The sequence below is a fragment of the Methylobacterium sp. FW102-HT35C08 genome (genome assembly GCF_058790235.1).
This window is the reverse complement of sequence record NZ_JBYTCL010000002.1, coordinates 5,514,336-5,540,991: the sequence shown is the minus strand read 5'-3', so window position 1 is coordinate 5,540,991 and position 26,656 is coordinate 5,514,336. Positions and strand designations below refer to the sequence as shown.

22 protein-coding genes are annotated in these 26,656 nt (G+C 70.8%); 10 read left to right on the top strand and 12 right to left on the bottom strand.

The window, feature by feature from the left end; all coding sequences use genetic code 11:
- Window positions 1-34: 34 nt before the first annotated feature.
- Window positions 35-1,504 carry an amidophosphoribosyltransferase gene (gene purF, locus AC3WSN_RS26495; RefSeq protein WP_192706193.1) on the bottom strand — a complete coding sequence of 490 codons (1,470 nt, stop codon included), beginning with the start codon at window positions 1,502-1,504 and terminating at the stop codon, window positions 35-37.
- A 131-nt stretch (window positions 1,505-1,635) separates the two neighbouring features.
- Window positions 1,636-2,244 (bottom strand): CvpA family protein, encoded by a 609-nt coding sequence (locus tag AC3WSN_RS26490; protein ID WP_192706192.1) that lies wholly within the window; start codon window positions 2,242-2,244, stop codon window positions 1,636-1,638.
- A gap of 530 nt (window positions 2,245-2,774) precedes the next feature.
- Between AC3WSN_RS26490 and alr the strand changes: the two genes are divergently transcribed.
- Window positions 2,775-3,869 carry an alanine racemase gene (gene alr / locus AC3WSN_RS26485; protein ID WP_492542047.1) on the top strand — a complete coding sequence of 365 codons (1,095 nt, stop codon included), beginning with the start codon at window positions 2,775-2,777 and terminating at the stop codon, window positions 3,867-3,869.
- A 176-nt stretch (window positions 3,870-4,045) separates the two neighbouring features.
- Window positions 4,046-5,482, top strand: coding sequence for a DNA repair protein RadA (radA, locus tag AC3WSN_RS26480; protein ID WP_238194646.1), 1,437 nt, complete (start codon window positions 4,046-4,048; stop codon window positions 5,480-5,482).
- Window positions 5,483-5,591: 109 nt separating this feature from the next.
- On the opposite strand, the gene moaA is transcribed toward radA, so the two are convergent.
- Window positions 5,592-6,644 carry a GTP 3',8-cyclase MoaA gene (gene moaA / locus AC3WSN_RS26475; RefSeq protein ID WP_492542045.1) on the bottom strand — a complete coding sequence of 351 codons (1,053 nt, stop codon included), beginning with the start codon at window positions 6,642-6,644 and terminating at the stop codon, window positions 5,592-5,594.
- Window positions 6,645-6,725: 81 nt separating this feature from the next.
- Here moaA and AC3WSN_RS26470 point away from each other — a divergent pair, with 81 nt between their 5' ends.
- Complete coding sequence (locus tag AC3WSN_RS26470) at window positions 6,726-7,157, top strand: gamma-butyrobetaine hydroxylase family protein (protein ID WP_192706188.1); 432 nt, start codon at window positions 6,726-6,728, stop codon at window positions 7,155-7,157.
- Between the two features lie 224 nt (window positions 7,158-7,381).
- Entirely contained in the window at window positions 7,382-7,708 is a 327-nt protein-coding gene (locus tag AC3WSN_RS26465; RefSeq protein ID WP_192706187.1) for a cupin domain-containing protein, read from the top strand.
- A 53-nt stretch (window positions 7,709-7,761) separates the two neighbouring features.
- On the opposite strand, the gene AC3WSN_RS26460 is transcribed toward AC3WSN_RS26465, so the two are convergent.
- Entirely contained in the window at window positions 7,762-8,427 is a 666-nt protein-coding gene (locus AC3WSN_RS26460) for a L,D-transpeptidase (protein WP_492542043.1), read from the bottom strand.
- Between the two features lie 413 nt (window positions 8,428-8,840).
- Entirely contained in the window at window positions 8,841-10,772 is a 1,932-nt protein-coding gene (gene mdoH / locus AC3WSN_RS26455) for a glucans biosynthesis glucosyltransferase MdoH (protein WP_492542041.1), read from the bottom strand.
- 271 nt (window positions 10,773-11,043) lie between these two features.
- Here mdoH and AC3WSN_RS26450 point away from each other — a divergent pair, with 271 nt between their 5' ends.
- Entirely contained in the window at window positions 11,044-12,558 is a 1,515-nt protein-coding gene (locus AC3WSN_RS26450) for an OpgD/OpgG family glucan biosynthesis protein (RefSeq protein ID WP_492542039.1), read from the top strand.
- 102 nt (window positions 12,559-12,660) lie between these two features.
- On the opposite strand, the gene AC3WSN_RS26445 is transcribed toward AC3WSN_RS26450, so the two are convergent.
- From AC3WSN_RS26445 to AC3WSN_RS26435, 3 genes are all read right to left on the bottom strand, one after another.
- Window positions 12,661-12,861, bottom strand: coding sequence for a hypothetical protein (locus AC3WSN_RS26445; RefSeq protein ID WP_192706183.1), 201 nt, complete (start codon window positions 12,859-12,861; stop codon window positions 12,661-12,663).
- A 121-nt stretch (window positions 12,862-12,982) separates the two neighbouring features.
- Entirely contained in the window at window positions 12,983-14,455 is a 1,473-nt protein-coding gene (zwf, locus tag AC3WSN_RS26440; protein ID WP_492542037.1) for a glucose-6-phosphate dehydrogenase, read from the bottom strand.
- A 210-nt stretch (window positions 14,456-14,665) separates the two neighbouring features.
- Complete coding sequence (locus AC3WSN_RS26435) at window positions 14,666-15,508, bottom strand: SDR family NAD(P)-dependent oxidoreductase (RefSeq protein ID WP_492542035.1); 843 nt, start codon at window positions 15,506-15,508, stop codon at window positions 14,666-14,668.
- Between the two features lie 154 nt (window positions 15,509-15,662).
- Here AC3WSN_RS26435 and AC3WSN_RS26430 point away from each other — a divergent pair, with 154 nt between their 5' ends.
- Entirely contained in the window at window positions 15,663-16,841 is a 1,179-nt protein-coding gene (locus tag AC3WSN_RS26430) for an endo-1,4-beta-xylanase (protein ID WP_492542033.1), read from the top strand.
- On the opposite strand, the gene AC3WSN_RS26425 is transcribed toward AC3WSN_RS26430, so the two are convergent.
- Window positions 16,828-17,946, bottom strand: a complete 1,119-nt coding sequence (locus tag AC3WSN_RS26425; protein WP_492542031.1) for an acyltransferase family protein — start codon at window positions 17,944-17,946, stop codon at window positions 16,828-16,830. The genes AC3WSN_RS26430 and AC3WSN_RS26425 overlap by 14 nt on opposite strands.
- Window positions 17,947-18,334: 388 nt before the next feature.
- Between AC3WSN_RS26425 and AC3WSN_RS26420 the strand changes: the two genes are divergently transcribed.
- Window positions 18,335-19,987 (top strand): L,D-transpeptidase family protein, encoded by a 1,653-nt coding sequence (locus tag AC3WSN_RS26420; RefSeq protein WP_492542029.1) that lies wholly within the window; start codon window positions 18,335-18,337, stop codon window positions 19,985-19,987.
- 299 nt (window positions 19,988-20,286) lie between these two features.
- Here AC3WSN_RS26420 and AC3WSN_RS26415 read toward each other — a convergent pair whose 3' ends face one another.
- Window positions 20,287-22,962: a bifunctional acetate--CoA ligase family protein/GNAT family N-acetyltransferase gene (locus AC3WSN_RS26415; protein ID WP_492542027.1), complete on the bottom strand. Its 2,676-nt coding sequence runs from the start codon at window positions 22,960-22,962 to the stop codon at window positions 20,287-20,289.
- A gap of 410 nt (window positions 22,963-23,372) precedes the next feature.
- Between AC3WSN_RS26415 and AC3WSN_RS26410 the strand changes: the two genes are divergently transcribed.
- Both AC3WSN_RS26410 and AC3WSN_RS26405 read left to right on the top strand, forming a co-directional pair.
- Window positions 23,373-23,786: a Ros/MucR family transcriptional regulator gene (locus AC3WSN_RS26410; RefSeq protein WP_192706176.1), complete on the top strand. Its 414-nt coding sequence runs from the start codon at window positions 23,373-23,375 to the stop codon at window positions 23,784-23,786.
- Between the two features lie 98 nt (window positions 23,787-23,884).
- A complete protein-coding gene (locus AC3WSN_RS26405; RefSeq protein ID WP_492542025.1) occupies window positions 23,885-24,634 on the top strand; it encodes a restriction endonuclease in 750 nt (249 codons plus the stop codon).
- Between the two features lie 5 nt (window positions 24,635-24,639).
- Here AC3WSN_RS26405 and AC3WSN_RS26400 read toward each other — a convergent pair whose 3' ends face one another.
- Complete coding sequence (locus AC3WSN_RS26400) at window positions 24,640-25,281, bottom strand: DedA family protein (protein WP_192706174.1); 642 nt, start codon at window positions 25,279-25,281, stop codon at window positions 24,640-24,642.
- A gap of 92 nt (window positions 25,282-25,373) precedes the next feature.
- Window positions 25,374-25,853 carry a peroxiredoxin gene (locus AC3WSN_RS26395; protein ID WP_192706173.1) on the bottom strand — a complete coding sequence of 160 codons (480 nt, stop codon included), beginning with the start codon at window positions 25,851-25,853 and terminating at the stop codon, window positions 25,374-25,376.
- Window positions 25,854-26,034: 181 nt separating this feature from the next.
- Here AC3WSN_RS26395 and AC3WSN_RS26390 point away from each other — a divergent pair, with 181 nt between their 5' ends.
- Window positions 26,035-26,655 carry a YqgE/AlgH family protein gene (locus AC3WSN_RS26390; protein WP_192706172.1) on the top strand — a complete coding sequence of 207 codons (621 nt, stop codon included), beginning with the start codon at window positions 26,035-26,037 and terminating at the stop codon, window positions 26,653-26,655.
- Window position 26,656: the final 1 nt, after the last annotated feature.

Below are 26,656 nucleotides of genomic sequence, written 5' to 3'. Positions count from 1 at the left end.
TGGAGATCCGTTCGCGCGGAACCCCCAGATCCTGTCAGTCCGCCTCGGCCAGCATGGCGAAGCGCTTCGGCCCGGCGATGGAGAGATCCGTCAGGCCGGTCGGGTACTCGCCCGTGAAGCAATGGTCGGTGTATTGCGGGCAGGCCGCGTCCCGCGCCTCCTCGCCCATCGCCCGGTAGAGGCCGGGGATCGACAGAAAGGCGAGCGAATCCGCGCCGATATACTTGCGCATGCCCTCGAGATCGTGGGTCGCGGCGAGCAGCTTCTCCCGCTCGGGCGTGTCGATCCCGTAGAAATCCGGGTAGGTGATCGGCGGCGAGGCGATCCGGAAATGCACCTCCGCGGCGCCGGCCTCGCGCATCATCCGGACGATCTTCACCGAGGTCGTGCCGCGCACGAGGCTGTCGTCCACGAGGACGATGCTCTTGCCCTCGATCGCCGCGCGGTTGGCCGAATGCTTCATCCGCACGCCGAGCTCGCGCACCGACTGGGTCGGCTGGATGAAGGTCCGGCCGACATAGTGGTTGCGGATGATCCCCATCTCGAACGGGATCCCGGTCTCCTGCGAGAAGCCGAGTGCCGCCGGCACACCGGAATCCGGCACCGGTACGACGATGTCGGCCGCCACGGAGGCCTCGCGGGCCAGCTCCCGGCCGATCGCCTTGCGCACCGCGTAGACGCTCTTGCCGTTCACCACCGAGTCCGGCCGGGCGAAGTAGATGTACTCGAAGATGCAGGGCCGCATCGGCACGGCGTCGGCGAAGCGGATCGACTCGATCCCCTCCTCGGAGATCACCACGATCTCGCCGTTCTCGATGTCGCGCACGAAGCGGGCGCCGATGATGTCGAGGGCGCAGGTCTCGGAGGCCAGCATGTAGCGGCCATCGAGCTCGCCCAGCACCAGCGGACGGATGCCCAGCGGGTCGCGGGCGCCGATCAGCTTCTTGTTGGTCAGTGCCACGATCGCGTAGGCGCCCTGGATCGCCTGGAGGGCGTCGATGAAGCGCTCGATGATCCGCGGCTTCCGCGAGCGGGCCGCGAGGTGCAGGATCACCTCGGTGTCGGAGGTCGACTGGGTGATCGCGCCGTCGCGCACGAGGTCGCGGCGGATCGAGAGGGCATTGGTCAGGTTGCCGTTATGGGCGACCGCGAGACCGCCGCTGGCGAGTTCGGCGAAGAGCGGCTGGACGTTGCGCAGGATCGTCCCGCCGGTGGTCGAGTAGCGCACGTGCCCGATGGCGGCGCGGCCCTTGAGGCGGGCGATGGTCTCGCCGTCCGAGAAGGAATCGCCCACGAGGCCGGGCCGCCGCTCGGAGTGGAACACGGAGCCGTCGAAGGAGACGATGCCAGCCGCCTCCTGGCCGCGGTGCTGGAGGGCGTGCAGCCCGAGGGCCACGATGGCAGAGGCCTCCGGATGTCCGAAGATACCGAAGACGCCGCATTCCTCGCGGAGCGTGTCGCCGTCGAGGTCGAAATCGGCGCTGGGATTGGCGGCGTGTGACATGAGGCGGTCGATCACTCACAGGACCCGGCGGCGACGGGCCGGCGCGCCGGTCGTCGCGGATACAATCCGATCAACACCGGAACCGCTATCTAGGGGTTCCGCGCGCGCCAACCTACGGCGAATACCGCAGATCAGCGTCGCGTCGGGGTCGGCGCGGTCTCGGTGCGGCGCTGGGGCGCCGGATCGGTCTCGGCCGGCGCGTCGGCAGCCTCGTTGGGCGGCGCGCCGGTCTTCGGCTTCTTGAACTGCTTGAGGAAGCCTTCCGGATTCTCGGGCAGCTGCGCCACCAGGGCGTCGCCGGACTTCTCCAGCATCGGGCGCGAGCGCGCCTGCGCGGCCCAATCGGGCACCTTGCCCTGGACCAGCCAGGACAGGAACACCCAGCCGATCACGCAGATCAGGAAGCCGCGGGCGGCCCCGAACAGGAAGCCCAGCGAGCGATCGACCGCGCCGATGCGCGAATCGAGCACGACGTCCGAGATCTTCACCGTGATGATCGACACGATGATCAGCGTGCCGAGGAAGATCGCCGCGATCGAGGCGACCAGCGCGACGGTGTCACTGTTCACGTGCTGCTTCACGGTCGGAAGAAGCATCGGGTACAGCGTCCAGGCGACCGCGGCGGCAGCCACCCAGGCGACGATCGCCAGCACCTCGCGGGTGACGCCACGCACGGCCGCGAGCAGCGCGGAGACCGCGACGATGCCGAGCACGACGAGATCCAGGACGGTAAACGGCATCGTTGAGCTTTTTGGTACCCGCGGGGATAGCGCGTCGGCCGTGCGGCTCCCCCGGACCGCAGTGGATTTATACCAAGCCGGACCTCGGCCGTCACCCGGGGCCCGCGCCTCGGTCCGGGGCTGTGCCGTCCATGCATCAGATGGGCTCTGTAACGATGCCGCGCCGGGCCGGTCTGAGTTCCCCTTACCGCATGCCGGTCACCGACCCGTTCGGCACGTCGCGATCTCGCGCCGGTCGACCCGCGCCGTCTTTTCGAGGCGCCGCAGGCGAGCCCGGATGCGAAGGGGCACGCCGGAGGCGGGCAATCCAGAACCATGTAGTCGCCAGGACCCGATCTGTCGGCGTGTCCGGATCCCGGGCTCCGCTGCGCGGCCCCGGGATGACGGAGTGAGACGGCGGTGACCGGCAAGGCGATCCCGTGCAGAGGCGCAGCTTCGCTTCGCGGAGACCGGATGCCGACCGCATCTCGCCTTGCAGGTCCGCGTCGTGCATCCCCATTCCTCAAGGATCGGGGATTGGGAGCAGTACGGTGACGCAATCCGCAACCGACATCGGTGCCCACGGGGCCCGGCTGACGATCGACCTCGGTGCGATCGCGGCGAACTGGCGAACCCTCGCCGCGCGCGGCGGCGGTGTCGCCTGCGCCGCCGTGGTGAAGGCTGATGCCTATGGCTGCGGCATCACCCGGGTCGGGCCGGCTCTCTGGGCGGCCGGCTGCCGGACCTTCTTCGTCGCCCACCTGTCCGAGGGCGTCGCGGCCCGCGCAGCCCTGCCGGACGCCGCGATCTACGTCCTGAACGGCCTGGCCCCGGGCGCCGCCGCGGCTTTCGCCGAGCATGGACTGCGTCCCGTGCTCGGCAGCATCGAGGAACTCTCGGACTGGGCGGCGTTCTCGGCCGGCCGCGCGCCCGCGGCGCTCCATGTCGACACCGGCATGAATAGGCTGGGCCTGTCGGTGCCGGAGGCGCTGGATCTCGCGGGCGACCCGCGGCTCGCGGCGTCGGGCATCGATCTGATCCTCAGCCACTTCGTCAGCGCCGAGAAGCCGCAAGATCCGGTCAATGCCCGGCAGATCGCCGACTTCGCCCGGGTGCGCGCGGCCTATCCGGCTGTGCCCGCCTCGCTAGCGAACTCCTCCGGTATCTTCCTCGAGGGCGCGCAGCACGACCTCCTCCGGCCGGGCTACGCCCTGTTCGGCGGCAACCCGACCCCCGGAACCGCGAACCCGATGCGCCCGGTGGTGCGGCTGGAGGCGATGATCGCGCAGGTGCGCGATGTCGAGACCGGCGCCACCGCGGGCTATAACGGCCGCTGGGCCGCCGCCTCGCCCAGCCGGCTGGCGACGCTCTCGCTCGGCTACGCCGACGGCTTCCCCCGGGCGATCAGCGGACGCGGACAGGCGCTGGTCGGCGGCGTCCCGTGCCCGATCCTCGGCCTCGTCTCGATGGACCTGATCATCCTCGACGTCACCGCGGCCCCCGCGGCCGAGCGCGGCGCCACGGCCGTGCTGATCGGCGACGTTCTCGACATCGACGCGGTCGGCCGCGCCGCCGGGACAATCGGCTACGAGATTCTTACCGGCCTGGGTTCTCGTTATGTTCGAACCTATGTAGAGTCTTGCTGATTCACCCGTCGCACCGAAAAGACATTCAGTCACTGCGGGGCGCCGCAGGCGAACCCGGCATCCAGAACCGCAGCCGGGCCTTGGCGCGTCGGCGGCTCTGGATGCCGGGCTCCGCTCCGCGGCCCCGGAATGACAGCCAGTCCCGAAGGCACGCGACGCCTGGACCCGACCGAGCCATGGCCAAGATCCACCAGACCTTCGTCTGCCAATCCTGCGGGGCGGTCTACAACCGCTGGCGCGGGCGCTGCGAGGCCTGCAACGGCTGGAACACGATCGTCGAGGAGGCGCCCTCGGCTCCCGGCCAGTCCGGGCCGGCCGCGACTCGGCCGTCGCGCAGCCGCGGCCGCGTGTTCCCGCTGGAAGGCCTGACCGGCGAGGCGAAGGAGGCACCGCGCATTCCCTCGGGAATCGGCGAGCTCGACCGGGTGACCGGCGGCGGCTTCGTGCGCGGCTCCGTGATTCTGCTCGGCGGCGATCCGGGGATCGGCAAGTCGACCCTGCTGATGCAGGCCTCGGCGGCCATGGCCGGGACGGGCGAGCGGGTCGCCTACATCTCGGGCGAGGAGGCGGTCGGGCAGGTGCGGCTGCGGGCCGAGCGGCTGGGGCTCAGCGCGCTGCCGGTGCAGCTCGCGGCTGAGACCAATGTCGAGGATATCGTCGAGACCCTGAGCCAGGGTCGGCCGCCCGCGCTCGCGATCATCGACTCGATCCAGACCATGTGGACTGAGACGGTGGAATCCGCCCCCGGCACGGTCACGCAGGTCCGCTCCTCGGCCCAGGCGCTGATCCGCTTCGCCAAGACCACCGGCACGGCGGTCATCCTGGTCGGCCACGTCACCAAGGACGGCCAGATCGCCGGCCCCCGGGTGGTGGAGCACATGGTCGACGCGGTCGCCTCCTTCGAGGGCGACCAGGGCCACCATTTCCGCATCCTGCGCGCGGTGAAGAACCGCTTCGGGCCCACCGACGAGATCGGCGTGTTCGAGATGACCGATGCGGGCCTCAGCGAGGTGCCAAATCCCTCCGCTTTGTTCCTGGCGGGCCGCGACCATCAGGCGGCGGGCACGGCGGTCTTCGCCGGGATGGAGGGCACGCGGCCCCTGCTGGTCGAGATCCAGGCGCTCGTCGCCCCCTCCTCCCTCGGCATGCCGCGCCGCGCCGTGGTCGGCTGGGATCCGAACCGGCTGTCGATGGTGCTGGCCGTGCTGGAGGCCCATGGCGGCATCCGGCTCGGCAGCCACGACGTCTATCTGAATGTCGCCGGAGGCCTGCGCATCACCGAGCCCGCGGCGGATCTGGCGGTGGCGGCCGCCCTCGTTTCATCGTTGTCGGGCGCGGTGCTGCCGCCCGAGACGGTGTATTTCGGCGAGATCGGGCTCTCCGGCGCGATTCGGCCAGTCGCACAGGCCGGATCGCGGCTGAAGGAAGCCCAGAAGCTCGGCTTCGCCAAGGCGCTGATCCCGCAGGGTCGCGGCGAGGGTGAGAAGGCCCTGTCGGTGGAGACGCTGCGCCACATCGCCGATCTGGTGGCGGGGATCAGCGCGGGCGCGCCGCGGAAGGGCTCCGGGCAGCGCGGGCGGCAACAATCGCGTTACGCCGACGAAGAGGTGTGAGTGCCTCCGTCCTTGTGAGCGCAGCGAAGCAACCCGGGGACACGCCACCTTCTGGCAACGCCCGCCGCCCTGGATTGCTTCGCTGCGCTCGCAAAGACGGCTGAGGCTTTTACCCCCCCGTCACGCTCATATGCCGCGGCACGGCGGCCGGGCGCTGGCGCTCGATGACGAAGTCGTGGCCCTTAGGCTTGCGAGTGATCGCCTCGACGACCGCCTGGGCCAGCACCGCGTCATCCCGGGAGGCGCGCAGAACCGCGCGCAGGTCCGCCGAATCCTCCTGGCCCAGGCACATGTAGAGCTGGCCCGTGCAGGTCAGGCGCACGCGGTTGCAGCTCTCGCAGAAATTGTGGGTCAGCGGCGTGATGAAGCCGAGTTTCCCGCCGGTCTCCTCGACCCGCACGTAGCGTGCCGGGCCGCCGGTGCGGTCGGGCAGCGGCGTGAGGGTATAGCGGGTCTCCAGGCGCTGCCGCGCCACCGACAGCGGCAGGAACTGGTCGGTCCGGTCGGCCTCGATCTCGCCCAGCGGCATGACCTCGATCAGCGTCATGTCCATGCCGAGGCCGTGGGCCCAGGCGATCATGTCGGGGATCTCGTCGGCGTTGACGTCGCGGAGCGCCACCGCGTTGATCTTCACCTTCATCCCGGCAGCCCGCGCCGCCGCGATGCCGTCGAGCACCACCTTGAGGTCGCCGCGGCGGGTGATCTCGTGGAACTTGTCCGGGTCGAGGGTGTCGAGCGAGACGTTGATCCGGCGCACGCCGAGGCTCGCCAGCTCGTCGGCGTAGCGCGTGAGCTGCGTGCCGTTGGTGGTGAGCGTCAACTCCTGCAGCGCTCCCGAATCGAGGTGGCGCGAGAGCCGGCGGAACAGGTGCATGATGTCCCGGCGCACCAGCGGCTCGCCGCCGGTGATCCGGAGCTTGCGCACGCCGCGCGCGATGAACACGCCACAGAGGCGGTCCAGCTCCTCCAGGGTCAGCAGGTCGCGCTTGGGCAGGAACTGCATGTGCTCGGACATGCAGTAGGCGCAACGCAGGTCGCAGCGATCCGTCACCGAGATGCGCAGGTACGAGATCGCCCGCTGGAACGGGTCGATCAGCGGCGCGGGCCCGGTGGGCGCGCCGAGCGCGGACGTCTGCGGCGTCAGGGAGCTGTCATCGAGCATTGTCCGGCATATGATGCCCCAAACGGTCGCGGGCAAGCAGGTCCCGCGCCGCAGCCCCAGATTGCGTGAGGAGTGTGACCCGTGACCGAGGATCTGTGGCCGACCGAGATCCGCCTGTCGGCCGACCGGCGGAGTCTCAACGTCGCCTTCGAGGACGGGGCGCGCTACGCCCTGCCGGCCGAGTACCTGCGGGTGTCGAGCCCGTCCGCCGAGGTGCAGGGGCACTCGCCGCTGGAGCGCAAGGTGATCGGCGGAAAGCGGTCCGTGGCGATCCTGGCGGTTGAGCCGGTCGGCAACTACGCGGTGAAGCTCGGCTTCGACGACATGCACGACACCGGCATCTACGGCTGGGGCTACCTGCATACGCTCGGCCGCGAGTACGAGAGCCGCTGGCAGACCTATCTCAGCGAACTCGCCGAGCGCGGCCTCGACCGTGACACGGCGCGGCAGGCGCCGGTGAAAGGCGGCGGGAGTGGCGGGGGCTGCGGGTCGGGTTCCTGCGGGTGCCACTGAGGGCAGCCGCTCTGTTCGGTGCGGATTCTGGCATTGAGCGTCGACGTCTTCGCGAACGGAGCGCAGCAATCCAGGGCGGCGCCACGGCTATCGGCGTCGCGGATTGCTGGGCCGCCTCGCTGCGCGCGATGACGGGGTGTTGAGCTGTTCCGCCGAGGAGGCCGGAGGCTTGCATCGTGTGAGACGCGTGCCTCATCCGATCGCTCGCCATCTCTGGAGACCCCATGGCTTTCGCCTGCACCATCCCCGCTACGCCCACGATCCAGCAGGACGACGCCACCGTGCGCATCACGCGCTGGGACTTCCCGCCCGGCGGCGTGACCGGATGGCACGAGCACGGCTGGCCGTATTTCGTGGTGATGCTGGTGGACGGGATTTTGCGCGTCCATGACGGTGCGGCGGTCAGCGAGACGGCGCTCGCGGCCGGGCAATCTTACATGCGACCCGCGGGCATCCGGCACGACGTGATGAACGGGTCCGACCACCCGATCGCTTTCATCGAGATCGAAGTGAAGCGCCCGGACGCGCTGGTGACGCTGCCGGCGGCCTGAACGCAGAAGGGCCGACCTCACGGCCGGCCCTCCCCCGAAAAGCCCCGAACAAATCAGCGCTGGACGATGACCTTCGTGCCCACCTTGGCGTGGGTGTAGAGGTCCATCACGTCCTCGTTGGTCATGCGGATGCAGCCCGACGACACGGCCGTGCCGATCGTCTCCGGCTCGTTGGAGCCGTGGATCCGGTAGATCGAGCCGCCGAGATACATGGCGCGGGCGCCGAGCGGGTTCTCGAGACCGCCCTTCATGTAGCGCGGCAGGTCGGGCCGGCGCTTCAGCATGGTCGCTGGCGGGCGCCAATCCGGCCACTCGCGCTTCATCGTGATGGTCTGCACGCCGCCCCAGGTGAAGCCCGGACGGCCGACGCCGACGCCGTAACGGAGGGCCTGACCGCCTCCCAGCACGTAGTAGAGCCGCCGCTCGGCCGTCGACACGACGATCGTGCCGGCGCCGTAGGGGCCGTTATACGCCACGGTCTCCCGCGGGATCGCCGACATCTGCGGCACCGCGGCGTCGGCGCTCAGCGGGTCGGCGGGGTTGAGCGAGGCGTTGGCCACCGGCACCGCGACGGTCTCGACCGCCTGCGGGCGCACCCGCACGGTGAGTGCGTCGTTCAGCGGCTGGCGGGTCAGCGGGTCGATCTCGTAGGCCAGAGCCGGCGCGGCGCACGCGGCCGCGCCGAAAAGCCCGATCAGGGCGGGGAGAAAACGACGCATCAAAGCCTCTCGGGGCAGGCGCGGACTATGGCGGGAACGCGGCGAATACCGGGGCACGATGCCGTGCCGATCCTCGCCAAGGGGTAAACGCTCGCGCCTCAAATCCAAGCCTGAAACCGCCCGATCCAGGCGGTTCCGCCCGCCCGTGACTCGATGGCAACACTGTGGCAGCTTGGCCGTAAGAGCGGGGATGAACGGTGCGGGCCCGGGCGTTCGCGACCCGTCCCAGCGGGCGGCTCGAAGGCGCGTCGGAAGCCTTGCCGTGAGGAGGCGTCGCTGCCGTCTCGCCGCATCATCCCGGGACCGCGCAGCGGAACCCGGGATCCACATGCGTCACGGCGCCAGTACCCTGCTCCGAGCGCGGCTCCGGGTTCCGGGCCTGCCTGCGGCGACTCGGACGGTGCGCGGCCGCGTCAGGCCTCGTCGGCGGCGAGCCAGATGGCCGGCTCGCGCGGAGCCGAGCGGAGCGGGGCCGGCGCGGCGGGCAGGCCGCGCAGCTGGGCGAGTTCGGCGAGTTCCGGCGCCTGCGCGGTGTCGTCGGCGGTCAGGAACAGGCCCCGCGCCCGGGCGGCGCGGCCGAGATCGGCCCGGCTCGTCCAGACGCTCTGGGCCGGGCTCGTGAGCAGCGCCAGGGCCACGGGCGCCAACCAGAGTGCGAGCCAAAGGCTCCCGACGAGGACCAGGGCGAAGATCATCAGCGCGCCGACCACCACGGCATCGGCCTGGAGCCGGAAAGCCTCCGACCAGGAGACCTGCCGGTCATCCCGATCCTGCGTCTCCCAGCGCACCACCCGGCCCAGGAAGGTCGAGACCACGGCGCTGGCGGTGAACAGGGTCAGGACCGGCCACAGGATCACCCACACGGCCTGCTCCAGGGCGGCGCTCGCGAGCAGCGCCCGGGTGCCGCCGAAGGCCGCCCGACGCTCCGGCGCCGCCAGGACATGGCCGAGGCTCAGGAGCTTCGGCAGCGCCAGCACGGCGATGCTGAGGATCGCCAGCGCATGGGCCGCCGCCCCCTGCCCGGTCAGGCCGTAGGCCAGCAGGCCGAGATCGCCGGTCCGCGCAGCCTGCCAGGCGGCCAGCCCGACGAAAGCGATCCAGAGCGGCAGCACCCCGTAGGAGAGAATGCCGACGAGGAGGTGCCAGCGGCTCGCAGCGCGCAGTCCCGTCCAGGGCAGCACCCGCAGGTGCTGGAGGTTGCCCTGGCACCAGCGACGCTCGCGGCCGAGCAGGTCGACGAGGTTCGTGGGCATCTCCTCCCAGGTCCCGCCCATCTCGGGCAGCAACCGCACCTCCCAGCCGGCGCGCACCATCAGGGCGCCCTCGACGATGTCATGGCACAGGATCTCGCCGCCGAGCGGCTCCCGACCCGGGAGTTTGGGAAGCTGCGCGTTCGCCGCGAAGGCCTCGATCCGCAGGATCGCGTTGTGGCCCCAGTAGCTGCCCTCCGGCCCCTGCCAGGTCTCCAGGCAGCGCAGCGCCAGCGGCGCGTAGAGGCGGACGGCGAATTGCTGGATGCGGGCGAAGAGCGTGTCCCGGCCCGCCGCGTACGAGACGGTCTGGATCAGGCCGGTGCGCGGGCTCTCCTGCATCAGCCGCACGAGCCGGGTCATCGCCGCGCCCGTCATCAGGCTGTCCGCGTCGAGGACGATCATGAAGGCGTACTCGGCGCCGTAGCTGCGGCAGAACTCGCCGATGTTGCCGGCCTTGCGGCCGACATTCTCGGTCCGGCGCCGGTAGCGGATCCGCGGCAGCGCCGGGTCGGCGGCCGCCCAGGCCTGGATGCGGGCGAATTCGTGCTCCTCGACGGCGGCGATCGCGCCGTCGCGCGTGTCGGAGAGAACGAAGATGTCGATGTCTTGCGCGTCGGCGCGGGCCAGCGAGCGCGCCATCACCCGCAGGCGGGCGAACACCGCCACCGCGTCCTCGGCGTGGATCGCCACCACGGCGGCGGTGCGTCCGGCGCCTGCGATCGTGGCCTCGGCCTGCTCGGAGCGGCGCTCCAGCACCGACTTGGCCCGGTCGCCCAGGAAGCCGGCGATGAGCCCGTAGGCGTATTGGCAGGCGACGAAGGCCTGCCAGCCCATGACGAGGCTGAACAGCACCAGCACCGCCCAGGCGAGCGGGCTGACACCCGCCGGATAGGCGAGCGCGGCGAGCCACGCGAGACCGCCGGCCGCGACGAGGCTCGGGATCGCCAAGGCGAGGCGGCGAGCCCAGAGTGCGCGCGCCGGTCGCGTACCCGTCCAGACCTCGTGCTGTGGGATCCCGGTCGACGGATCGGATGTGACCGGGCCTGCGTTCCGATGCGGTCGCTCGGCAGAGGAGGGGACGCGTGGGGACATGGCGCGAGGAACTCGACCGTGGAAGGCTGCCGGCCGCCCGGCCGTCTGGAGCCGAGAACCGATGACCGTGGATACCGATGTGCGGGGTGAGGACACGGAGCCGACCCGGCCGCGTAGGCCGCCGGAAGCCGAACGGATCAATCCCCCCTCCCGGCGCCGCGTTCTTGGAACAGTCCTGACCGCGGCTGCCGGCACGGTTCTACCTAGCGCGGCCGATCTGAATGGGTCCAGAACGTGGGCCGGGTCGGCGCTTCCGCCGCAGGACGGCCCGATGACGTTCGAAACGCTGTCGGATCAGGCGGCGCGCCTGGCCTCCGCCCCCTACACCGCGCCGCCCGAGGACCTGCCGGCGGCGCTCGCAGGCCTGGATTACGACCGCTACCGGGCCATCAGGTTCCGGCCGGACGAGAGCCTGCGCCTCGGCAACAACTTCAGTGCGCAGTTCTTCCACCGCGGCTTCCTGCAGCGCAAGCGCGTGGCCCTCCACCTCCAGCCGCAGCGCGGGCCGGCGCACCGGATCCCCTACGAGAGCCGCCTGTTCGACCTCGGCCCGACGCTCGCCGGGCAGACCTTCGCGCCGGATCTCGGCTTCGCGGGCTTCCGCCTGCACTACGCATTCCCGGACACGCCCTCGTGGCGCCCCAAGGGCTTCCAGGAGGAATTCCTTGTCTTTCTCGGCGCCTCCTATTTCCGGCTGCGGGCGGCGAACCAGGAATACGGCCTCTCCGCCCGCGGGCTCGCGATCGGCACGGGTGCCCCGGAGGGCGAGGAATTCCCCGACTTCATCGCCCACTGGATCTGCGAGCCGGAGCCCGAGGCCCGCAGCCTGACGGTGATGTCGCTCCTCGACAGCCCGAGCGTGGCCGGCGCCTACCGGTTCGAGATCACACCCGGTGACCCGGCCCGGATCGCCGTCACCGCGGCGCTCCATCCGCGTCGGACGCTCGCGAAGTTCGGCCTGGCGCCGCTCACCAGCATGTTCCTGCACGGCCAGAACGGACCCGGCGCCCGGGGCGCGACGCCGTTCGACGACTTCCGGCCGCAGGTGCACGATTCCGACGGGCTGTGCGTCGCGGCCGGGAGCGATCCAGCGCGGGTCGATCGCCTCTGGCGGCCTCTGGTCAACGGTCGCAGTCAGCCGCAGATCTCCGCCTTCGCGGCCAAGCCGCTGGCGGGTTTCGGGCTGATGCAGCGCGAGCGACGGTTTGAGGCCTATCTCGACGTGGAGGCGCGCCAGGAGGCACGGCCCGGCCTGTGGGTCGCGCCCGATCGCGCGGGCGGCGCCTTCGCGGAGGGCGCGGTGCAGCTCTACGAGATCCCCTCCGGCGAGGAATACGCCGACAACATCGTCGCGGCCTTCGTGCCGGCGGCTCCGGCCCAGCCCGGCACCCCGCTGCGGCTCGCCTACGGCCTGACCACGGTCGGAGCGGAGCCCGTGGCGGCCATCCCCCAGACCGCCCTCGCCAGGGTCACCTCCACGCGCTTCGGCTCGGCGGAACGCCTGCGCCCGACCAACCCGCCGAGCCCGCAGCGGCGGCTCTGCGTGATCGATTTCGAGGGTCCCGGCCTGCCGAAGGGCGCCGACGAGGACGTCGCCGCGGAAGTCTCGGCCAGCGCCGGCACGATGCACGAGCCGGTGGCCAATTTCGTGCCGCAGACCGGCGGATGGCGGATCTACGTCGAGTGGCGCCCGCCGGACCCGATGCCGAGGGGCGATGTCGTGCTGCGCGCCCGGCTCATCCGTGGGACGACGCCCCTCAGCGAGACCTGGGACGCCGCCGTGTGAGCCCGTCCGCGCATGCAGCGAGGCGACTCTAGCAGGCGCAGGATGGCAAGGCCGGCGCGGTCCGGGATTGCCTCGCGCGCGGATGTTCCGGGCCGGGCGCGTTCAGGCGGTCCGGCGTTCCTGCTCCAGGCGACGCGCGAGACGGGTGGCGCCGTACACCTCGCTCAGGCGGCGGCGTGCGGCGGAGATCGGCGGCGCCTGCCGCTCGACATGGGCGGCGGCGATGACGCGCAGGGCGGCGGCGACCGAACGCTCCAAGCGGCGCTCGGCCTGCGCGGCCGGGTCCTGATGGGTGGCCAGCATGTGATGATCCCTCGTGCATACCGTATCCACCCTCTTGTGGGGCGGTGATCGGCGGCACAGACAGTGTTCACATCTGGCTTGACCGCATCAAGGCAGCTTGGCCGTAAACCGGCGCGCGTCGTTACCGCAATTCCTCGTGCCATGTCCGGCCATCGCGCTCGATCAGCGCGATGGCGGCGGTCGGCCCCCAGCTCCCCGCCGGGTAGGGCCGCGGCGCCTCGGGCCGATCGGCCCAGGCCTTGAGCACGCCGTCGGCCCAGGCCCAGGCGGCCTCGACCTCGTCGCGGCGCATGAACAGGGTGGCGTTGCCGCGGACCACGTCCATCAGCAGGCGCTCGTAGGCGTCGGGATAGCGCTGCTTGAAGGTCTCCTCGAAGGAGATGTCGAGGTCGGTCGGGCGCAGGCGCAGGCCGCCGGGACCGGGATCCTTGGTCATCACCTCGAGCTTCATGCCCTCCTGCGGCTGCAGGCGGATCACCAGCCGGTTCGGCTCGCGGCCGAAGGCCTCCTCGGGGAAGATCGAGAAGGGCGAGGCGCGGAACTGCACCACGATCTCGGAGAGCTTCTGGGGCAGCCGCTTGCCGGTGCGCAGGTAGAACGGCACCCCGGCCCAGCGCCCGGACTGGATCTCGACCTTCATGGCCACGAAGGTCTCGGTCCGGCTCTCGTGGCCGAGCTCGGCGAGGTAGCCCTCCACCGGCTTGCCGTCGACGGCGCCCGCCACGTACTGGCCGCGCACGGTGACCGCCTGCACGTCGTGGGCCGTGATCGGCTTGAGGGCGCGCAGCACCTTCAGCTTCTCGTCGCGGACCGAGTTCGCCTCGAGATTGAGCGGGCTCTCCATGGCGGTGAGGCAGAGCAGCTGCAGGATGTGGTTCTGCAGCATGTCGCGCATCGCGCCCGACGTGTCGTAGTAGCCGGCCCGGCCCTCGACCCCCACCGTCTCGGCGACCGTGATCTGGACGTGGTCAATCACATCCGAGGTCCAGAGCCGCTCGAAGATCGTGTTGGCGAAGCGGAGCGACAGCAGGTTCTGGACCGTCTCCTTGCCGAGATAGTGGTCGATCCGGAAGATCTGCGATTCGGGGAAGACCTCGCCGACCGCGTCGTTGATCGCGCGGGCCGATTTCAGGTCCTTGCCGATCGGCTTCTCCAGCACGACGCGGGACTTCTCGCCGACGAGCCCGTGGGCGGCGAGGTTGCGGCAGATCGAGCCGTAGAGGTCGGGCGAGGTGGCGAGGTAGTAGGGCCGGACTTGGTCGGGCCGCTCGTCGAGCTTGGCGACGAGGTCGGTCCAGCCGCTGTCGCCGGCCCCGTCGACCGCGACGTAGTCGACGTGGTCGAGGAATCGCCCGAGCATGGCGTCGGTCAGGTCGGCGGCCGGCACGAAGCGCTTGAGCGCGTCGCGGGCGTGCTCGTGGAAGGCGTCGATGGACAGTTCCGAACGCGAGGCACCGATGATTCGGCTCGTCTCGGGAATCTGGCCGTCGCGGAAGCGGTAGAACAGCGCCGGCAGCAGCTTCCGCGCGGTCAGATCGCCAGTCGCGCCGAACACGACGCAGTCGAAGGAAGCGACGGGGATGATCGTGGCCAAGTGCGGCTCCCGGTTGTCGTGCGCTGGTCTCGTGCGGCGGCTGCGTCGCACTGACCTAGCCCGTGTGCAAGGGCTTCGCCAGACGAGGGGCGCAGGCCTGCGCTGCCCGGGCCGGGGCTCGGCCGCGACAGGTCCGGGCGACCCGATCGCGTCACGCTCAATCTTCGCGAGCGCAGCGAAGTGACTCAGGGCAGCGCGAGGCCGATTGGGTCAGCCCTCCATGTACCGCTTGAACGCCTCGGCGTAGTCCGGATGCCAGCGCGACAGGGCAGGCCGGTTCTCGACGATGTCGCCAGACGCCCAGGCGATCCGCTTCGCATCCTGGGCGCGGGTGGTCTCGTTGTCGGGGCAGAGGATGTAGAAGTCGCCGGCGGCGAGCCGCTCCAGCATGAACGCCACGGTCTCCTCGGGCGTCCAGGCGCCAGCCGGCTTCTCGGTGACGCCGCGGGCCTTGGTGAGCCCGGTATAGACGAAGCCGGGGATCAGCAGGTGGGCCGTGGTGTGGCAGCCCTCCCGGTTGCGCAACTCGTGGGCGAGCGCCTCGGTGACCGCCTTCACGCCCGCCTTCGAGACGTTGTAGGGCGCGTTGCCCGGCGGCGTGGTGATGCCCTGCTTCGAGCCGGTGACGATGATCGCCCCGGCCTTGCCGCCCTCGATCATGGCGGGTGCGAAGGCGTGGATGCCGTTGACCACGCCGCCGAGGTTGGTGCCCAGGATCCGCGCCCAGGTATCGGCGTCGGAGAACAGCTTTCCGCCGGCCTCGATCCCCGCATTCAGCATCACCAGGGCGGGCGGTCCGGCCTTGGCGACGGCGGCCGCCAGGGCCTCCACGGCGCCCCGGTCCGAAACGTCGGTGGGTACGGCGCGCACTTCGACGGCGGCGAGTTCGGCGACGGCGGCCCGGGCCGCGTCCAGGGCCGGCCCCGGCAGGTCGGCGAGCCAGACATTCATGCCGGCCCGGGCGAAGGCCTGCGCGGCGGCAAGCCCGATGCCGCTCGCAGCCCCGGTGACGACCGCGTTGCGACCGGGGCTGATCGCGGGGTGCTGGCTCATGACGGATCCTCGGCTGACTGGCGCCCATCAGATGGGGCGAGCCTGGAGGAAGGCGAGTTCGCGGCAGCGTACCGAAACCCCGCAGAACCCGCGGATCGCCGCAGGAGCGGCGTCTGTTAGGGTGAGGCTGCGCCCTCAGGATACCAGGACCCGGATGCCCCCTCCCCCGAGCCGCCGGTCGATCCTGGCCGGTGCGGCCACCCTCGGTCTCGCGGCGACGGCGCGGGCGGCCGGTCCGGCCGGGTTCGGCCCTCCCGGCCGCCCATCCTGGTCGGGCGACAGCCTCCAGGCGGCCGCGTCGGCCAAGGGCCTGCTCTACGGCTGCGAGGTGCCGTTCCACCGCTTCGACGCGACCCCCGCCTACCGGCAGGCGGTGGCACGCGAGTGCGGCCTCCTCGTCTGCGGCACCGAGATGAAGATGGAGGAGGTTTTGCCCGCCCCCGGCAAGACCGACTTCGCCCGCGGCGACGCCATCCTGCGGTTCGCCCGAGCGAACGGCCAGCGCATGCGCGGCCACACGCTCGTCTGGCACGCGGCGCTGCCGCCCTGGGTCGGGCCACTGCTCGGCCGGGCCAGCGCCGTCCAGGCCGAGGACTTCATGCGGCGCTGGATCGAGACGGTGGCGGGGCATTACCGGGGCCAGATCGTCGCCTGGGACGTGGTCAACGAGATCCTCGGCAACGAGGCCGATCCCGACCGCGGCGGCGGCCTGCGCGACTCGCCCTGGCTCGCCTCGATCGGCCCCGGCTACGTCGATCTGGCCTTCCGGATCCTGCACGAGACCGACCCTACGGCGGCCGGCACGTGGAACGAGGACGCGGTGGAGCAGGGCGTGCCCTGGATGGAGGCAAAGCGCACCAAGGTCCTGCGCCGCTTGGAGGCGATGCGCGCCCGCGGCGTGCCGATCCGGCGCTTCGGCCTGCAATCGCATCTCACCAGCACGATCCCGATCGACCAGGGCCAGCTGCGCCGCTTCCTGCGGGAGATCGGCCAGATGGGGCTCGGGATCGAGATCACCGAGCTCGACATCGACGACCGGGCGTTTCCGTCCGACGTGGCCACCCGCGACCGGAGGGTGGCCGACTTCGCCCGCCGCTTCCTCGACGTGGTGCTGGACGAGCCCGCCTGCCTCGATGTCGTGACCTGGGACATCTACGACCCGGATACGTGGCTGAACGACCACCCCTACCGCAAGCGACCCGATGGCCTGCCGCAGCGGGCGCTGCCGCTCGACGCGCAGTTCCAGCGCAAGCCGCTCTGGCACGCGATGAAGGCGGCCTTCGAGGCCGCGCCGGATCACAGGGTCGCCCGCGACAAGCTCAGGCGGGCGTGACGCCGGCCCGACGGCTGTCCTCGGCGAGGCTCGGCTCCGGCGGCCGGTCCGCCAGGAGGCGGCGGCGGAGACGCGCGCAGGGGCGTTCGACGAGCCCGTACATGCCCCAGCACCAGAGCAGCGTCACCGGGAAGGCCGCCAGCATCAGCCCGAACCCGTGGAGTCCAGGCCGCAGGTGCAGCACCAGGGCCACCACCGTCATGTGGGCGAGGTAGAAGCTGTAGGACCAGAGCCCCAGCTGCCGCATCGGCCGGCTCGCCAGCACCCGCACCAGAGACCCCTCCCCGTGCAGCAGGTACGCGAAGGGCACGAACAGGGCGGCGCTCTGGAGCGTGTAGCGCAGGCTCTCGCGGAAGGCGGGATCGCGGACCGCCAGGGTCCCGAGGATCACCGCGAGGCTGGCGGCGACGTGCCAGAGCGCGGGGCGCCGAGCCCGGTCGGCCGGGATCACCGGGTTGTTCCACAGGCCGAGGCAGCAGCCGAACAGGATCGCGTCGATGCGGGTGTGGGTCCAGCTGTAGTTCAGGCTGTAATCCGGCAACCGCCAGACGTTGCTGCACCGGATCGCCAGGACCGCCGCGCAGAGTCCCAGACAGGCGAGCGCGGCCCGGCGCGGCGCGAGACGCCCGAGCCACAGCACGAAGGCCAGCGGGAAGACGAGGTAGAAGTGCTCCTCGATGGCGAGGCTCCAGAGCGGCACCGGCAGCACCGCCTCGGTGCCGAACAGGCCGGGATAGTTGGTCAGGAACGTCACTTGGCCCAGCACCGCCGCCGGCGCGACGGGCATCCAGTTGAGGAGGCCCGTCGCGTAGAGCGCTCCGGAGGCGAGCAGCGTCAGGTACATCGGCGGCAGGATGCGCAGGCTCCGCCGCAGATAGAAGGCGGAGAGCGAGACCGCACCCGTCCGCGCCCGCTCGATCCGCAGGAGCGTGGTGATCAGATAGCCGCTGAGGAAGAAGAAGATTGTGACGCCGAAGCCGCCCGGCACGATGTGGCTGTAGCCGCAATGGGCCGCGAACACGATCAGGATGGCGAGCGCCCGAACCCCGTCGAGCTGCGGCAGGTAGGGCATCGCTGCGGGACACGGGTCTCCGGGATGCGGCATGGCGGGAACCGATCTCCTGTCTGGGTCTGGGCAGCCGTGGCGGACCAGCCATGCGGTGTCCGATGGAACGCTTCGATTGAGGTGTCTCACGCCGTCATCGCGAGCGGAGCGACGTGACCCAGGGCAGCGCGCCGTCGATGAACGGGGCGCTGTCTGGATTGCTTTGCTCCGCTCGCAAAGACGGCGGTGCCGAAGCCAGCACGTCATAAAATGTATAAGCGCCGTTTTCGCGCCGGCCGACATCCGCACGAAACCTCACGCGGCTGAACCAATTGCAGGATCGTGAATCCGGGTCTCGGGCCACTCTCATGGCCGGAGGAGATTGGTAACCACGCCGGCCCATCATCCGGCCCGGTCGCGCCGCCTGAGCGCGTCGGGAGTGTTGCGTATGGTCCCGGTCCCACCCCGCCGTCCTGCCGACCCGCGTGCCCGTCTCGGTACGGGCCTGTCGCTCCTGGCGCTGCTCGGCACGTCCGTCGCGGCGCTGGCGCAGGGCGCCCCCGCGGCCGTCCCGGCGGCCAGCCCGCCTCCGGGGCCGGTACCGCCGCGCGCCATTCCGGCTACGCTGCCGCCGAGCCCGGACACCGGATCGCCCGGCAAAGGCGCGGAGACCAAGGTGCCGGAGGCGAAAGGCCCCGAGACGAAGCCGGCCGAATCCAAGCCCGCGGAGACGGCATCCCCCGAATCCAAGCCCCTCCCGGGCAAGCCGCAGGAGACGGCGCGGAAATCGCGTGAGCCGGCGCCCCTCGTCTACGCCAAGGTCTCCGCCGACCCGAACCCGACGCTGACGGCGCGCACCTTCCTGGACACGCTCCGGGCGGCGGAGCGTTACGCGGCCTTCGCGGAGGCCGGCGGCTGGGAGCGGCTGCCCGAGGATCTCGCGCGCCTGAAGCCCGGCGAGCGCAACCCGGCGATCCCGGCGTTGCGCCACCATCTGACCCTGACCGGCGACCTGCCGGCGGACGCGCCCCCGAGCGACCGCCTCGATCCGCCCCTCGTGGCCGCGATCGCGGCCTTCCAGGGCCGCCACGGCTTGCCCGACAGCGGCATCCTGGGCCGGCTCACGATCAACGCGCTCAACGTGCCCGCCTCGGTGCGTCAGCGTCAGCTCGCCGCCTCGGCGTCCCGGCTCATGGGCTCGAAATTCCCGTTCGGCGAGCGCTACGTCGTGGTCAACATCCCCTCGGCCGCCGTCGAGGCGGTGGAGAACGGCACGGTGGTCCGCCGCTACGTCGCGGTGGTCGGCTCCCCCGACAAGGCGACCCCGGCCGTGGAGACGCGCATCACCGACATCAACTTCAACCCGACCTGGACCGTCCCGGCCTCGGTGGTGAAGAACGAGATCATCCCGCAAATGCGCAAGAATCCGGGCTATCTCGCCAAGAACCACATCCGGATCCTCGGGCCCTCCGGCGAGGTCGACCCGACCAAGATCGATTGGGCGGGCGAGAAGGCCGTCAACTACACGCTGCGGCAAGATTCCGGCTTCGACAATTCGCTAGGCCAGGTGCGGATCGACATGCCGAACCGTTTTGCCGTCTACATGCACGACACGCCGGCGAAATCGCTGTTCGCCGCCAGCGTGCGCTTCCACAGCCACGGCTGCGTCCGCGTGGGTCAGGTGAAGGAGCTCGTCGGCTGGCTGCTGCAGGGCACCGATGGCCCGAACGGCCCGGGCACGAGCTGGGGGCCGATCGAGATCGAGACCGGCATCGCCGACGGCGAGCGCCGCGACATCAAACTGCCGAAGCCGGTTCCGGTGACCTTCGTGTACCTCACGGGCTACGCCACCCCGGACGGCAAGGCGCATTTCCGCGACGACATCTACAATCTCGACACGCCGGCTCCGGAACCCGCGGCCACCGGCGCGATCCCGCCTGCGGCCAGCGTCCCCGCGCTTGTGAAGCCGGCCGTCGCCGCGCCGACAGCCAGACCCGCTGGGATGCCCGCAGTGGCGGCCAAGCCCGGCCCGACGAAGCCTGCTTCGGCCAAGCCCACAGCGGAGCGCCGCACTTTGGAATCCGTTGACGCTATCCGCTGACCCAACCCCGCGATGTCGATGAGCGCTCGTGTTTGCGCCATCGGATCGTCCGGAATGCCACCGACAGCGGCCATTTCACGGGTGCGGGCTCTCGGATTCGAGCCTCACGAAGCCTGACGTCCTTGAGGGTCACCCTTCAGCGTCATCCCGGGGCGCCGCAGGCGAGCGCGGAATCCGGACGCCTGGTCGGTGAAAGACTTGCCGCGTCGGTAGGTCTGGATCCCGGGTTCCGCTCCCGCGGACCCGGGATGACGATGGCCAGGGCTTAGCGGCGCGGGCGCCCTGCATCCGAGCAGGCATCAAGCCCCCGCCAGATCCAGCCGCACTTTGACCAAACCGGGATCCTCCGGGTCGCGCCCCTGCGCGAAGCCGAGGCGGCGGCAGACGGCCAGCATCGGCCTGTTCTCGGCCAGCACCGAGCCCTCGACCCGGCCGATCCCCTCCGAGCGCGCCCAGTCGATCATCAGGCGCATGAGGGCGAAGGCCAGACCCGTGCCCCGGACGTCGCGGCCCACCGCGATCGCGTACTCGCCGCTCTCGTGGTTGGCGTCGGCGTGCAGCCGCACGGCACCGAGCATCCGCTCGCCCCCGTTCGGCTCGACCTCGGTGGCCACGAACGCGATGGCCCGGGCATAGTCGAGCTGGGTGAGGCGTGCCAGGAAGGCGTGGCTGAACTCGCGCACCGGCCCGAAGAAGCGCAGACGCAGATCCTCCGGGTCCAGCCCCTTGAAGAAGGTCAGGAACAGGCCCTCGTCCTCGGGTCGCACTGGCCGCACGCGGATCGTGCGGTCCTTGAGATTGAGGGTGCGGACCCACTCCGCCGGGTAGGGGCGGATCGCGAAGCGCGGATGGCCGCGGCCGTATTGCCTCTTCTCGGAGCGATTGATCCGGACCTTGGCGTCGAGTGCCAGCACGCCGGTCTCGTCGGCGAGCAACGGGTTGATGTCGAGTTCGCGGACCTGCGGCAGGTCGGCGGCCAATTGGGACAATTTCACCAGCGTCAGCGCGATCGTCGGCAGGTCGGCCGCCGGCACGTCGCGGTAGCTGTCGAGACGCCGGGCGACGCGGGTGCGGCCGATGAGGTCGCGGGCGAGGATCAGGTCCAGGGGCGGCAGGCCGAGCGCCCGGTCGTCGATCACCTCCACCGCCGTGCCGCCGCGGCCGAAAACCACGACAGGGCCGAAGACCGGATCCTCGGCGAGGCCGGCGATAAGCTCGCGCCGCTGGCCCCTGCGCACCATCGGCTGCACGGCGAAACCGGTGACCCGCGCATCCGGCCGCTCCCGGCGCGCCCGGGTCAGGATGCTGCCCGCGGCCGCGCGGACATCGGCCTCGCTGGTGAGGTCGAGATGGACCCCGCCGACATCGGATTTATGCACGACGTCGGGAGAGACGACCTTGAGGGCTACGGCCCCGCCCGCCGCGATGATCGGCCACGCGGCGGCGGCGGCGGCATCCTTGTCGGGGGCGAGGGTGATGGGGACGGTCGGGATGCCGTAGGCCTCCAGTAGGCCGTTCACCGCGACCGGATCGAGCCACGCGGCGCCCTGACGGAGGGCGCCGGCGATGATCGAGCGGGCGCGGGCCGTATCGGGGGAGAAGTCGCGCGGCAGCGAACCCGGCGTGCGCATGAGGTCGTCCTGCGCCTCGCGGTAACGCACGAGATGGAGGAAGCCCTCGATCGCCTCCGAATCGGTGGTGAAATGCGGGATCCCGGCCCGGGCGTAGGCGTCGCGCGCGGCCTCAGCGTCGCCCAGGCAGACCGCGAAGACCGGCTTCTTGCGCGTCTGGCCGGCCCGGGCCCGCTTGACCGTGTCGGCGATCGCGCTCGCGACCTCGCCGGCCTCCGAGCGGGCGGTCGGGACGTGGATCGCCAGCACGGCATCGCTCGTCCGGTCCACGAGCATCGGGCCCAGGGCGCCCGAGAAGGCCGGGCCCGCCGCGTCGATGCCGAGGTCGAGCGGATTGCCGGCCGGACGCCCCTCGGCTGCGGCGGCTCCGGCAAGGCTGCCCGACTTCTCGATCAGCCGGTCGGCGGCGAGCAGGCCGATGCCGCGGCCGTTCGACAGGATGGCCAGCCGGTCGCCCGGGAACGGACGCTGGCGCCCGAGGGTCTCGACCGCGGAGAACATCTCGTCGAGATCCTGGACGGCCAGGAGACCGGCCCGCCGGAAGGCCGCCGCGTAGACCGCGTCCGGCCGGGCCAGCGCGCCGGTATGGGTCACGGCCGCGCGCCTGTCCGGGCGGTGACGGCCGGCGCGCAGCACCACGACGGGTTTCGCGCGGGCCGCAGCGCGCGCCGCCGACATGAACCGGCGCGCATCGGCGACCCGGTCGAGGCACAGAAGGATCGCGCGGGTGCGGTAATCGGCGGCGAAGTGATCCAGGCAATCGGCCACGCCGATATCGAGCACGCTGCCCAGCGACAGGACCGCCGAGAAGCCGGTCCCGTGGCGGGCGCCCCATTCGACGAGGGCCGCGGCGACGGTGCCGGATTGCGAGACGAGCGCGAGGTCCCCGGCCTTGGGGGCATGGGCGAAGAGGCTGGCATTGAGCTTGGCGCCCGGCACCGCGAGCCCGGCACTGTCAGGCCCGAGCAGGCGCAGGCCATGCGCACGGGCGATCCGATGTGCCGTCGGCCCGGGATCGTCCGGCTCCGAGCCGAGCCGGGCAGTGAGGATGACGGCCGCCCCGGCGCCGATCGCGGCGGCCTGCGCCACCACGTCGGGAACACCCGGCGGCGGCACCGCGATCAGGACGAGATCGGGGACGGCTGGCAGATCGGCGATCCGTGGCACGCAGGGCAGGCCGTCGATGGTGGCCTGATCGGGCTGCACCGGCATGATCGCGCCCGGAAAGCCGGCGCCGCGCAGGCTGTCCAGCACGCTGCGACCCAGCGAGCCCTCCCGCGTCATGGCCGCGACCAGGGCGATCGAGCGGGGCGCCAGCAGCTTGTCGAACCGATAGGTACTCACGACCGGCCGCTCACAGGGCCGCCGTCACGGGATGAGATCCTGTGGGGGATGCGTGCCGGCGTGCATGCGGTGTCCCTCGCTGGCATCGGGATCCGGCGAGCCTCCAGGCCTGCGCCGCTCTACCAGATGGCGCAGGCCGCCGCACGGGCAATGCCCGATCGGCCCGCCCCTGTCGGACGCGGCTCCGGGGCTGCCGGGCCCTACAGAGACATCCACGATGTCCAATATCTATCAACCTTTACCGTCGTCAAAATGGATTTTGTGAACCGATCTAGATTGGTCTTGCCATCAAATTCGCGCCACCATAGTAACTGCGCCTCAACTACCCTGTATCGGGCCAACCAGAAACAGATTCCGGCCCTTCGGCGCAGAGCGACGGCCAAGGCCAGGGATCACGAGGAGATTGCGGGATGGATGCCACGGTTGAAGGGCAACCGGACTATCTCACGCTGTCGGTCGACATCGTATCGGCGTTCGTGAGCAACAATCCGGTGCCCGCGCCGGAACTGCCGAGCCTGATCGCGGCCGTCCACGCGACGCTGCATGGGCTCAGCCAGCCCGCGGCGGCGCCGGCGGAGGAGTTACGGCCTGCCGTCCCGGTCCGGCGCTCGGTCCAGCCGGACTTCATCGTGTGCCTGGAGGACGGGAAGAAGTTCAAGTCGCTCAAGCGCCACCTGCGCACCCATTACGACATGACGCCCGACGCGTACCGTCAGAAATGGGGTCTCCCGCCCGACTACCCGATGGTGGCGCCGAACTATGCGGCCGCCCGGTCCAGCCTCGCCAAGAGCATGGGGCTCGGCCATCAGCGCCGGAAAGGCTGAGCGCGTCCGCGCGCATCCACAGCTTTCCAGCCCCGGTTTAGGTATCGGGCAAGGGGCGCTTGCGAGGGTCGAACGCCCCTCCACACTCCCGAGACCCGATGTCCGGCAAGCCCAGCCCCGTCGCCCGCCTGTTCTGGACGGCCGTGATCGGCTGCCCATTCGGGTTCTGGTACGGCACGCCCGGCTTCGCGGCGACGGGCGCCGCTCTCGCGCTGGTCCTGACGCGCCATGTCGGCCGGCCCCGCCGGTTCCGGGCTCGGGTCCGCCGCATCGCCCGGGCGCATGGTGAGACCCTGGCGCTCCGGCGGCGCCAGGAGAGCTTCTGCGACGCCTACGGCAACTGGATCGAGGACGGCTGGCTGCGCGAGCGGGCGTACTTCCTCGATCGCACGGTGCTGCCGCAGATTGGTCCACGCTACGCCGATCTCGCCGTCTCGGAGCGCGAGCGGATGCTGGCGATCGTCGAGGCCGAGGCCGCTGCGGTCGCGCTCCCGGACGAGGAGGACGCTCCGGAGGAGGGGCTCGAGTACGAACGCTTCTGCGCGGATCGCCTTGCTGAGGCCGGCTGGCGGGCGCACAGGACCCCGGCGAGCGGCGATCAGGGTGCCGACATCGTCGCGGTGCGTGACGGCCTGCGCCTCGTGGTTCAGTGCAAGCGGCTGAGCAAGCCCGTCGGCAATGCCGCGGTGCAGGAAGCGGCGGCGGCCCAGCGCTACTGGGCGGGCGACCGCGCCGCGGTCGTGTCGAATGCCGGATTCACGCCGGCGGCCCGCCGGCTCGCGGCCGCGACGGGCGTGCTGCTCCTGCATCACGATGCCCTCGCAGCGCTCGACCTCGCCGCGCGGTGACGGCTTCAGGCGAGCGGGCCGGGAATGGCGATCTCCGCCTCGCCGAGCAGGCGCGCCTCGTGCCGACGCACGAACAGCCAGAGGGCCAGGCCGCCGAACACCACCAGGGCCAGTAGCGTCAGGCCGACCGGACCCACGATGTGCTCGATCGAGCGCCCGCAATAATATGAGCCGATGCCCATGCTGGCCGCCCAGGTGATCCCGCCCAGCGCGTTGAAGGCGAAGAATCGGCGGGCATCCAGGCGGTTCACGCCCGCCAGCAGGGCCGCGTAGGCACGCAGCATCGCGGTGAAGCGGCCGAAGAACACGATCTTCCCGCCATGGCGGCGGAACAGGTATTGGCCGAGCTTGAGGCGTCCGTGATCGAGGGCGATCACGTGTCCGTAGCGCAGGAGCAGGGGCATGCCCCAGCGGCGACCGGCCCAGTAGCCGACATTGTCACCCAGGATCGCGGCCGCCGCGGCCGCGGCGATCACGAGGCCGATGTTGAGGTTGCCCGTACTGCCGGCATAGACGGCGGCCGAAATCAGCACCGTCTCGCCCGGGCAGGGCACGCCGGCGCTTTCCAGGGTGATGATCACGAAGATGGCGATGTAGCCGTAATTCGCGATCAGATCGGCGATAGGCAGGTCGTTCAGGAAGGCCATGCGGTCCTCGAGGCCGGTCTTCGGGCAAAGCCCGAAGACAGAAGCGGGCGGAACGTGGCCTTAAAAGGGCTCGCCGAGGGCGGGAAGCCGGCTCAGAGCACCTTCAGGAGCGCCTCCGCACCCGACGCCTCGGCCTTCGAAGGCGTCTCCTCCACGTTCAGGATGCGCACGACGCCATCCTCGACGAGCATGGAGTAGCGCTTCGAGCGCATGCCGAGACCGAAACCGGTGCCGTCCATCTCAAGGCCGATCGCCTTGGCGAAGTCGGCATTGCCATCGGCGAGGAATTCCAGGCCTTCGGCCCCGCTGGCCTTCGACCAGGCGTCGAGCACGAACACGTCGTTGACGCTGGTCACAGCGATCGCATCGACACCGCGGCCGAGGATCTCGTCCTTGTGGGTGACGAAGCCCGGCAAGTGGTTGCGGTGGCAGCTCGGCGTGAAGGCGCCGGGCACGCCGATCAGCACCACGCGCCGACCCTTGAACACGTCGTCGGTGGTGCGGGCGATCGGGCCTTCCGGACCGGTCACCCGGAACGTGGCCTGGGGCAGATGGTCGCCAACCTGGATCATCGCGGGTTCCTCGTTGCCGCGCGCCAAGATTGCGCGCGTGAGCAGCGCGCCTGACCTAGCGTGACAGACAGGACCTGTCGAGGAAGCCGCGTGCTCGAAGTCCGGTGCTCATGACGCCGCGCCAAGCCGGTCGGGCGCTTTGTCCGCTGGACAAGCGGAGGGCACCGCGTAGCATGTGGGTATGCAGAACCCAGCGTCGCCCGCGCGTTCCGCGCTCTCCGGACCGAACTTCCTCGACGGCCAGTTCCTCGTAGCGATGCCGGGGATGGCGGACGAGCGCTTCGCCCGCTCGGTGATCTACGTCTGCGCCCATTCCGCCGACGGGGCGATGGGCATCATCGTGAACAAGGCGGCGACCGACATCAGCATGCCGGATCTGCTGGTCCAGCTCGACGTGGCGCCCGAGGCGGACGCGATCCGCCTGCGCGAGCGCGTCGGGCACATGCCGGTCCTGATGGGTGGTCCCGTGGAGGGACGACGCGGCTTCGTCCTCCACACCGACGATTTCCACATCCAGCAATCGACGCTGATCATCGACGACGGCATCTGCCTGACGGCGACCGTGGAGATCCTTCGGGCCATCGCCAGCGGCGAGGGACCGGCGAGCGCCGTGCTGGCGCTCGGCTATGCCGGCTGGCAGGCGGGCCAGCTGGAGAGTGAGATCATGGCCAATGGCTGGCTCAACTGCCCGGCCGATCCGGCCCTGATCTTCAACGCCGACCTCGACGCGAAGTACGACCTCGCCCTGCGGGCGAACGGCATCGACCCCGCGATGCTGTCGATGACCGCCGGCCGGGCCTGAT

Coding starts and splice junctions, on each gene's coding strand:
- AC3WSN_RS26435 (WP_492542035.1), bottom strand. CDS start 15,508: ATGAGCCAGCACCCCGCGATCAGCCCCGGTCGCAACGCGGTCGTCACC.
- AC3WSN_RS26450 (WP_492542039.1), top strand. CDS start 11,044: ATGACGTTCGAAACGCTGTCGGATCAGGCGGCGCGCCTGGCCTCCGCC.
- AC3WSN_RS26420 (WP_492542029.1), top strand. CDS start 18,335: ATGGTCCCGGTCCCACCCCGCCGTCCTGCCGACCCGCGTGCCCGTCTC.
- moaA (WP_492542045.1), bottom strand. CDS start 6,644: ATGCTCGATGACAGCTCCCTGACGCCGCAGACGTCCGCGCTCGGCGCG.
- AC3WSN_RS26410 (WP_192706176.1), top strand. CDS start 23,373: ATGGATGCCACGGTTGAAGGGCAACCGGACTATCTCACGCTGTCGGTC.
- AC3WSN_RS26400 (WP_192706174.1), bottom strand. CDS start 25,281: ATGGCCTTCCTGAACGACCTGCCTATCGCCGATCTGATCGCGAATTAC.
- purF (WP_192706193.1), bottom strand. CDS start 1,504: ATGTCACACGCCGCCAATCCCAGCGCCGATTTCGACCTCGACGGCGAC.
- AC3WSN_RS26405 (WP_492542025.1), top strand. CDS start 23,885: ATGTCCGGCAAGCCCAGCCCCGTCGCCCGCCTGTTCTGGACGGCCGTG.
- mdoH (WP_492542041.1), bottom strand. CDS start 10,772: ATGTCCCCACGCGTCCCCTCCTCTGCCGAGCGACCGCATCGGAACGCA.
- AC3WSN_RS26425 (WP_492542031.1), bottom strand. CDS start 17,946: ATGCCGCATCCCGGAGACCCGTGTCCCGCAGCGATGCCCTACCTGCCG.
- AC3WSN_RS26445 (WP_192706183.1), bottom strand. CDS start 12,861: ATGCTGGCCACCCATCAGGACCCGGCCGCGCAGGCCGAGCGCCGCTTG.
- AC3WSN_RS26430 (WP_492542033.1), top strand. CDS start 15,663: ATGCCCCCTCCCCCGAGCCGCCGGTCGATCCTGGCCGGTGCGGCCACC.
- AC3WSN_RS26460 (WP_492542043.1), bottom strand. CDS start 8,427: ATGCGTCGTTTTCTCCCCGCCCTGATCGGGCTTTTCGGCGCGGCCGCG.
- radA (WP_238194646.1), top strand. CDS start 4,046: ATGGCCAAGATCCACCAGACCTTCGTCTGCCAATCCTGCGGGGCGGTC.
- AC3WSN_RS26390 (WP_192706172.1), top strand. CDS start 26,035: ATGCAGAACCCAGCGTCGCCCGCGCGTTCCGCGCTCTCCGGACCGAAC.
- AC3WSN_RS26465 (WP_192706187.1), top strand. CDS start 7,382: ATGGCTTTCGCCTGCACCATCCCCGCTACGCCCACGATCCAGCAGGAC.
- AC3WSN_RS26490 (WP_192706192.1), bottom strand. CDS start 2,244: ATGCCGTTTACCGTCCTGGATCTCGTCGTGCTCGGCATCGTCGCGGTC.
- AC3WSN_RS26395 (WP_192706173.1), bottom strand. CDS start 25,853: ATGATCCAGGTTGGCGACCATCTGCCCCAGGCCACGTTCCGGGTGACC.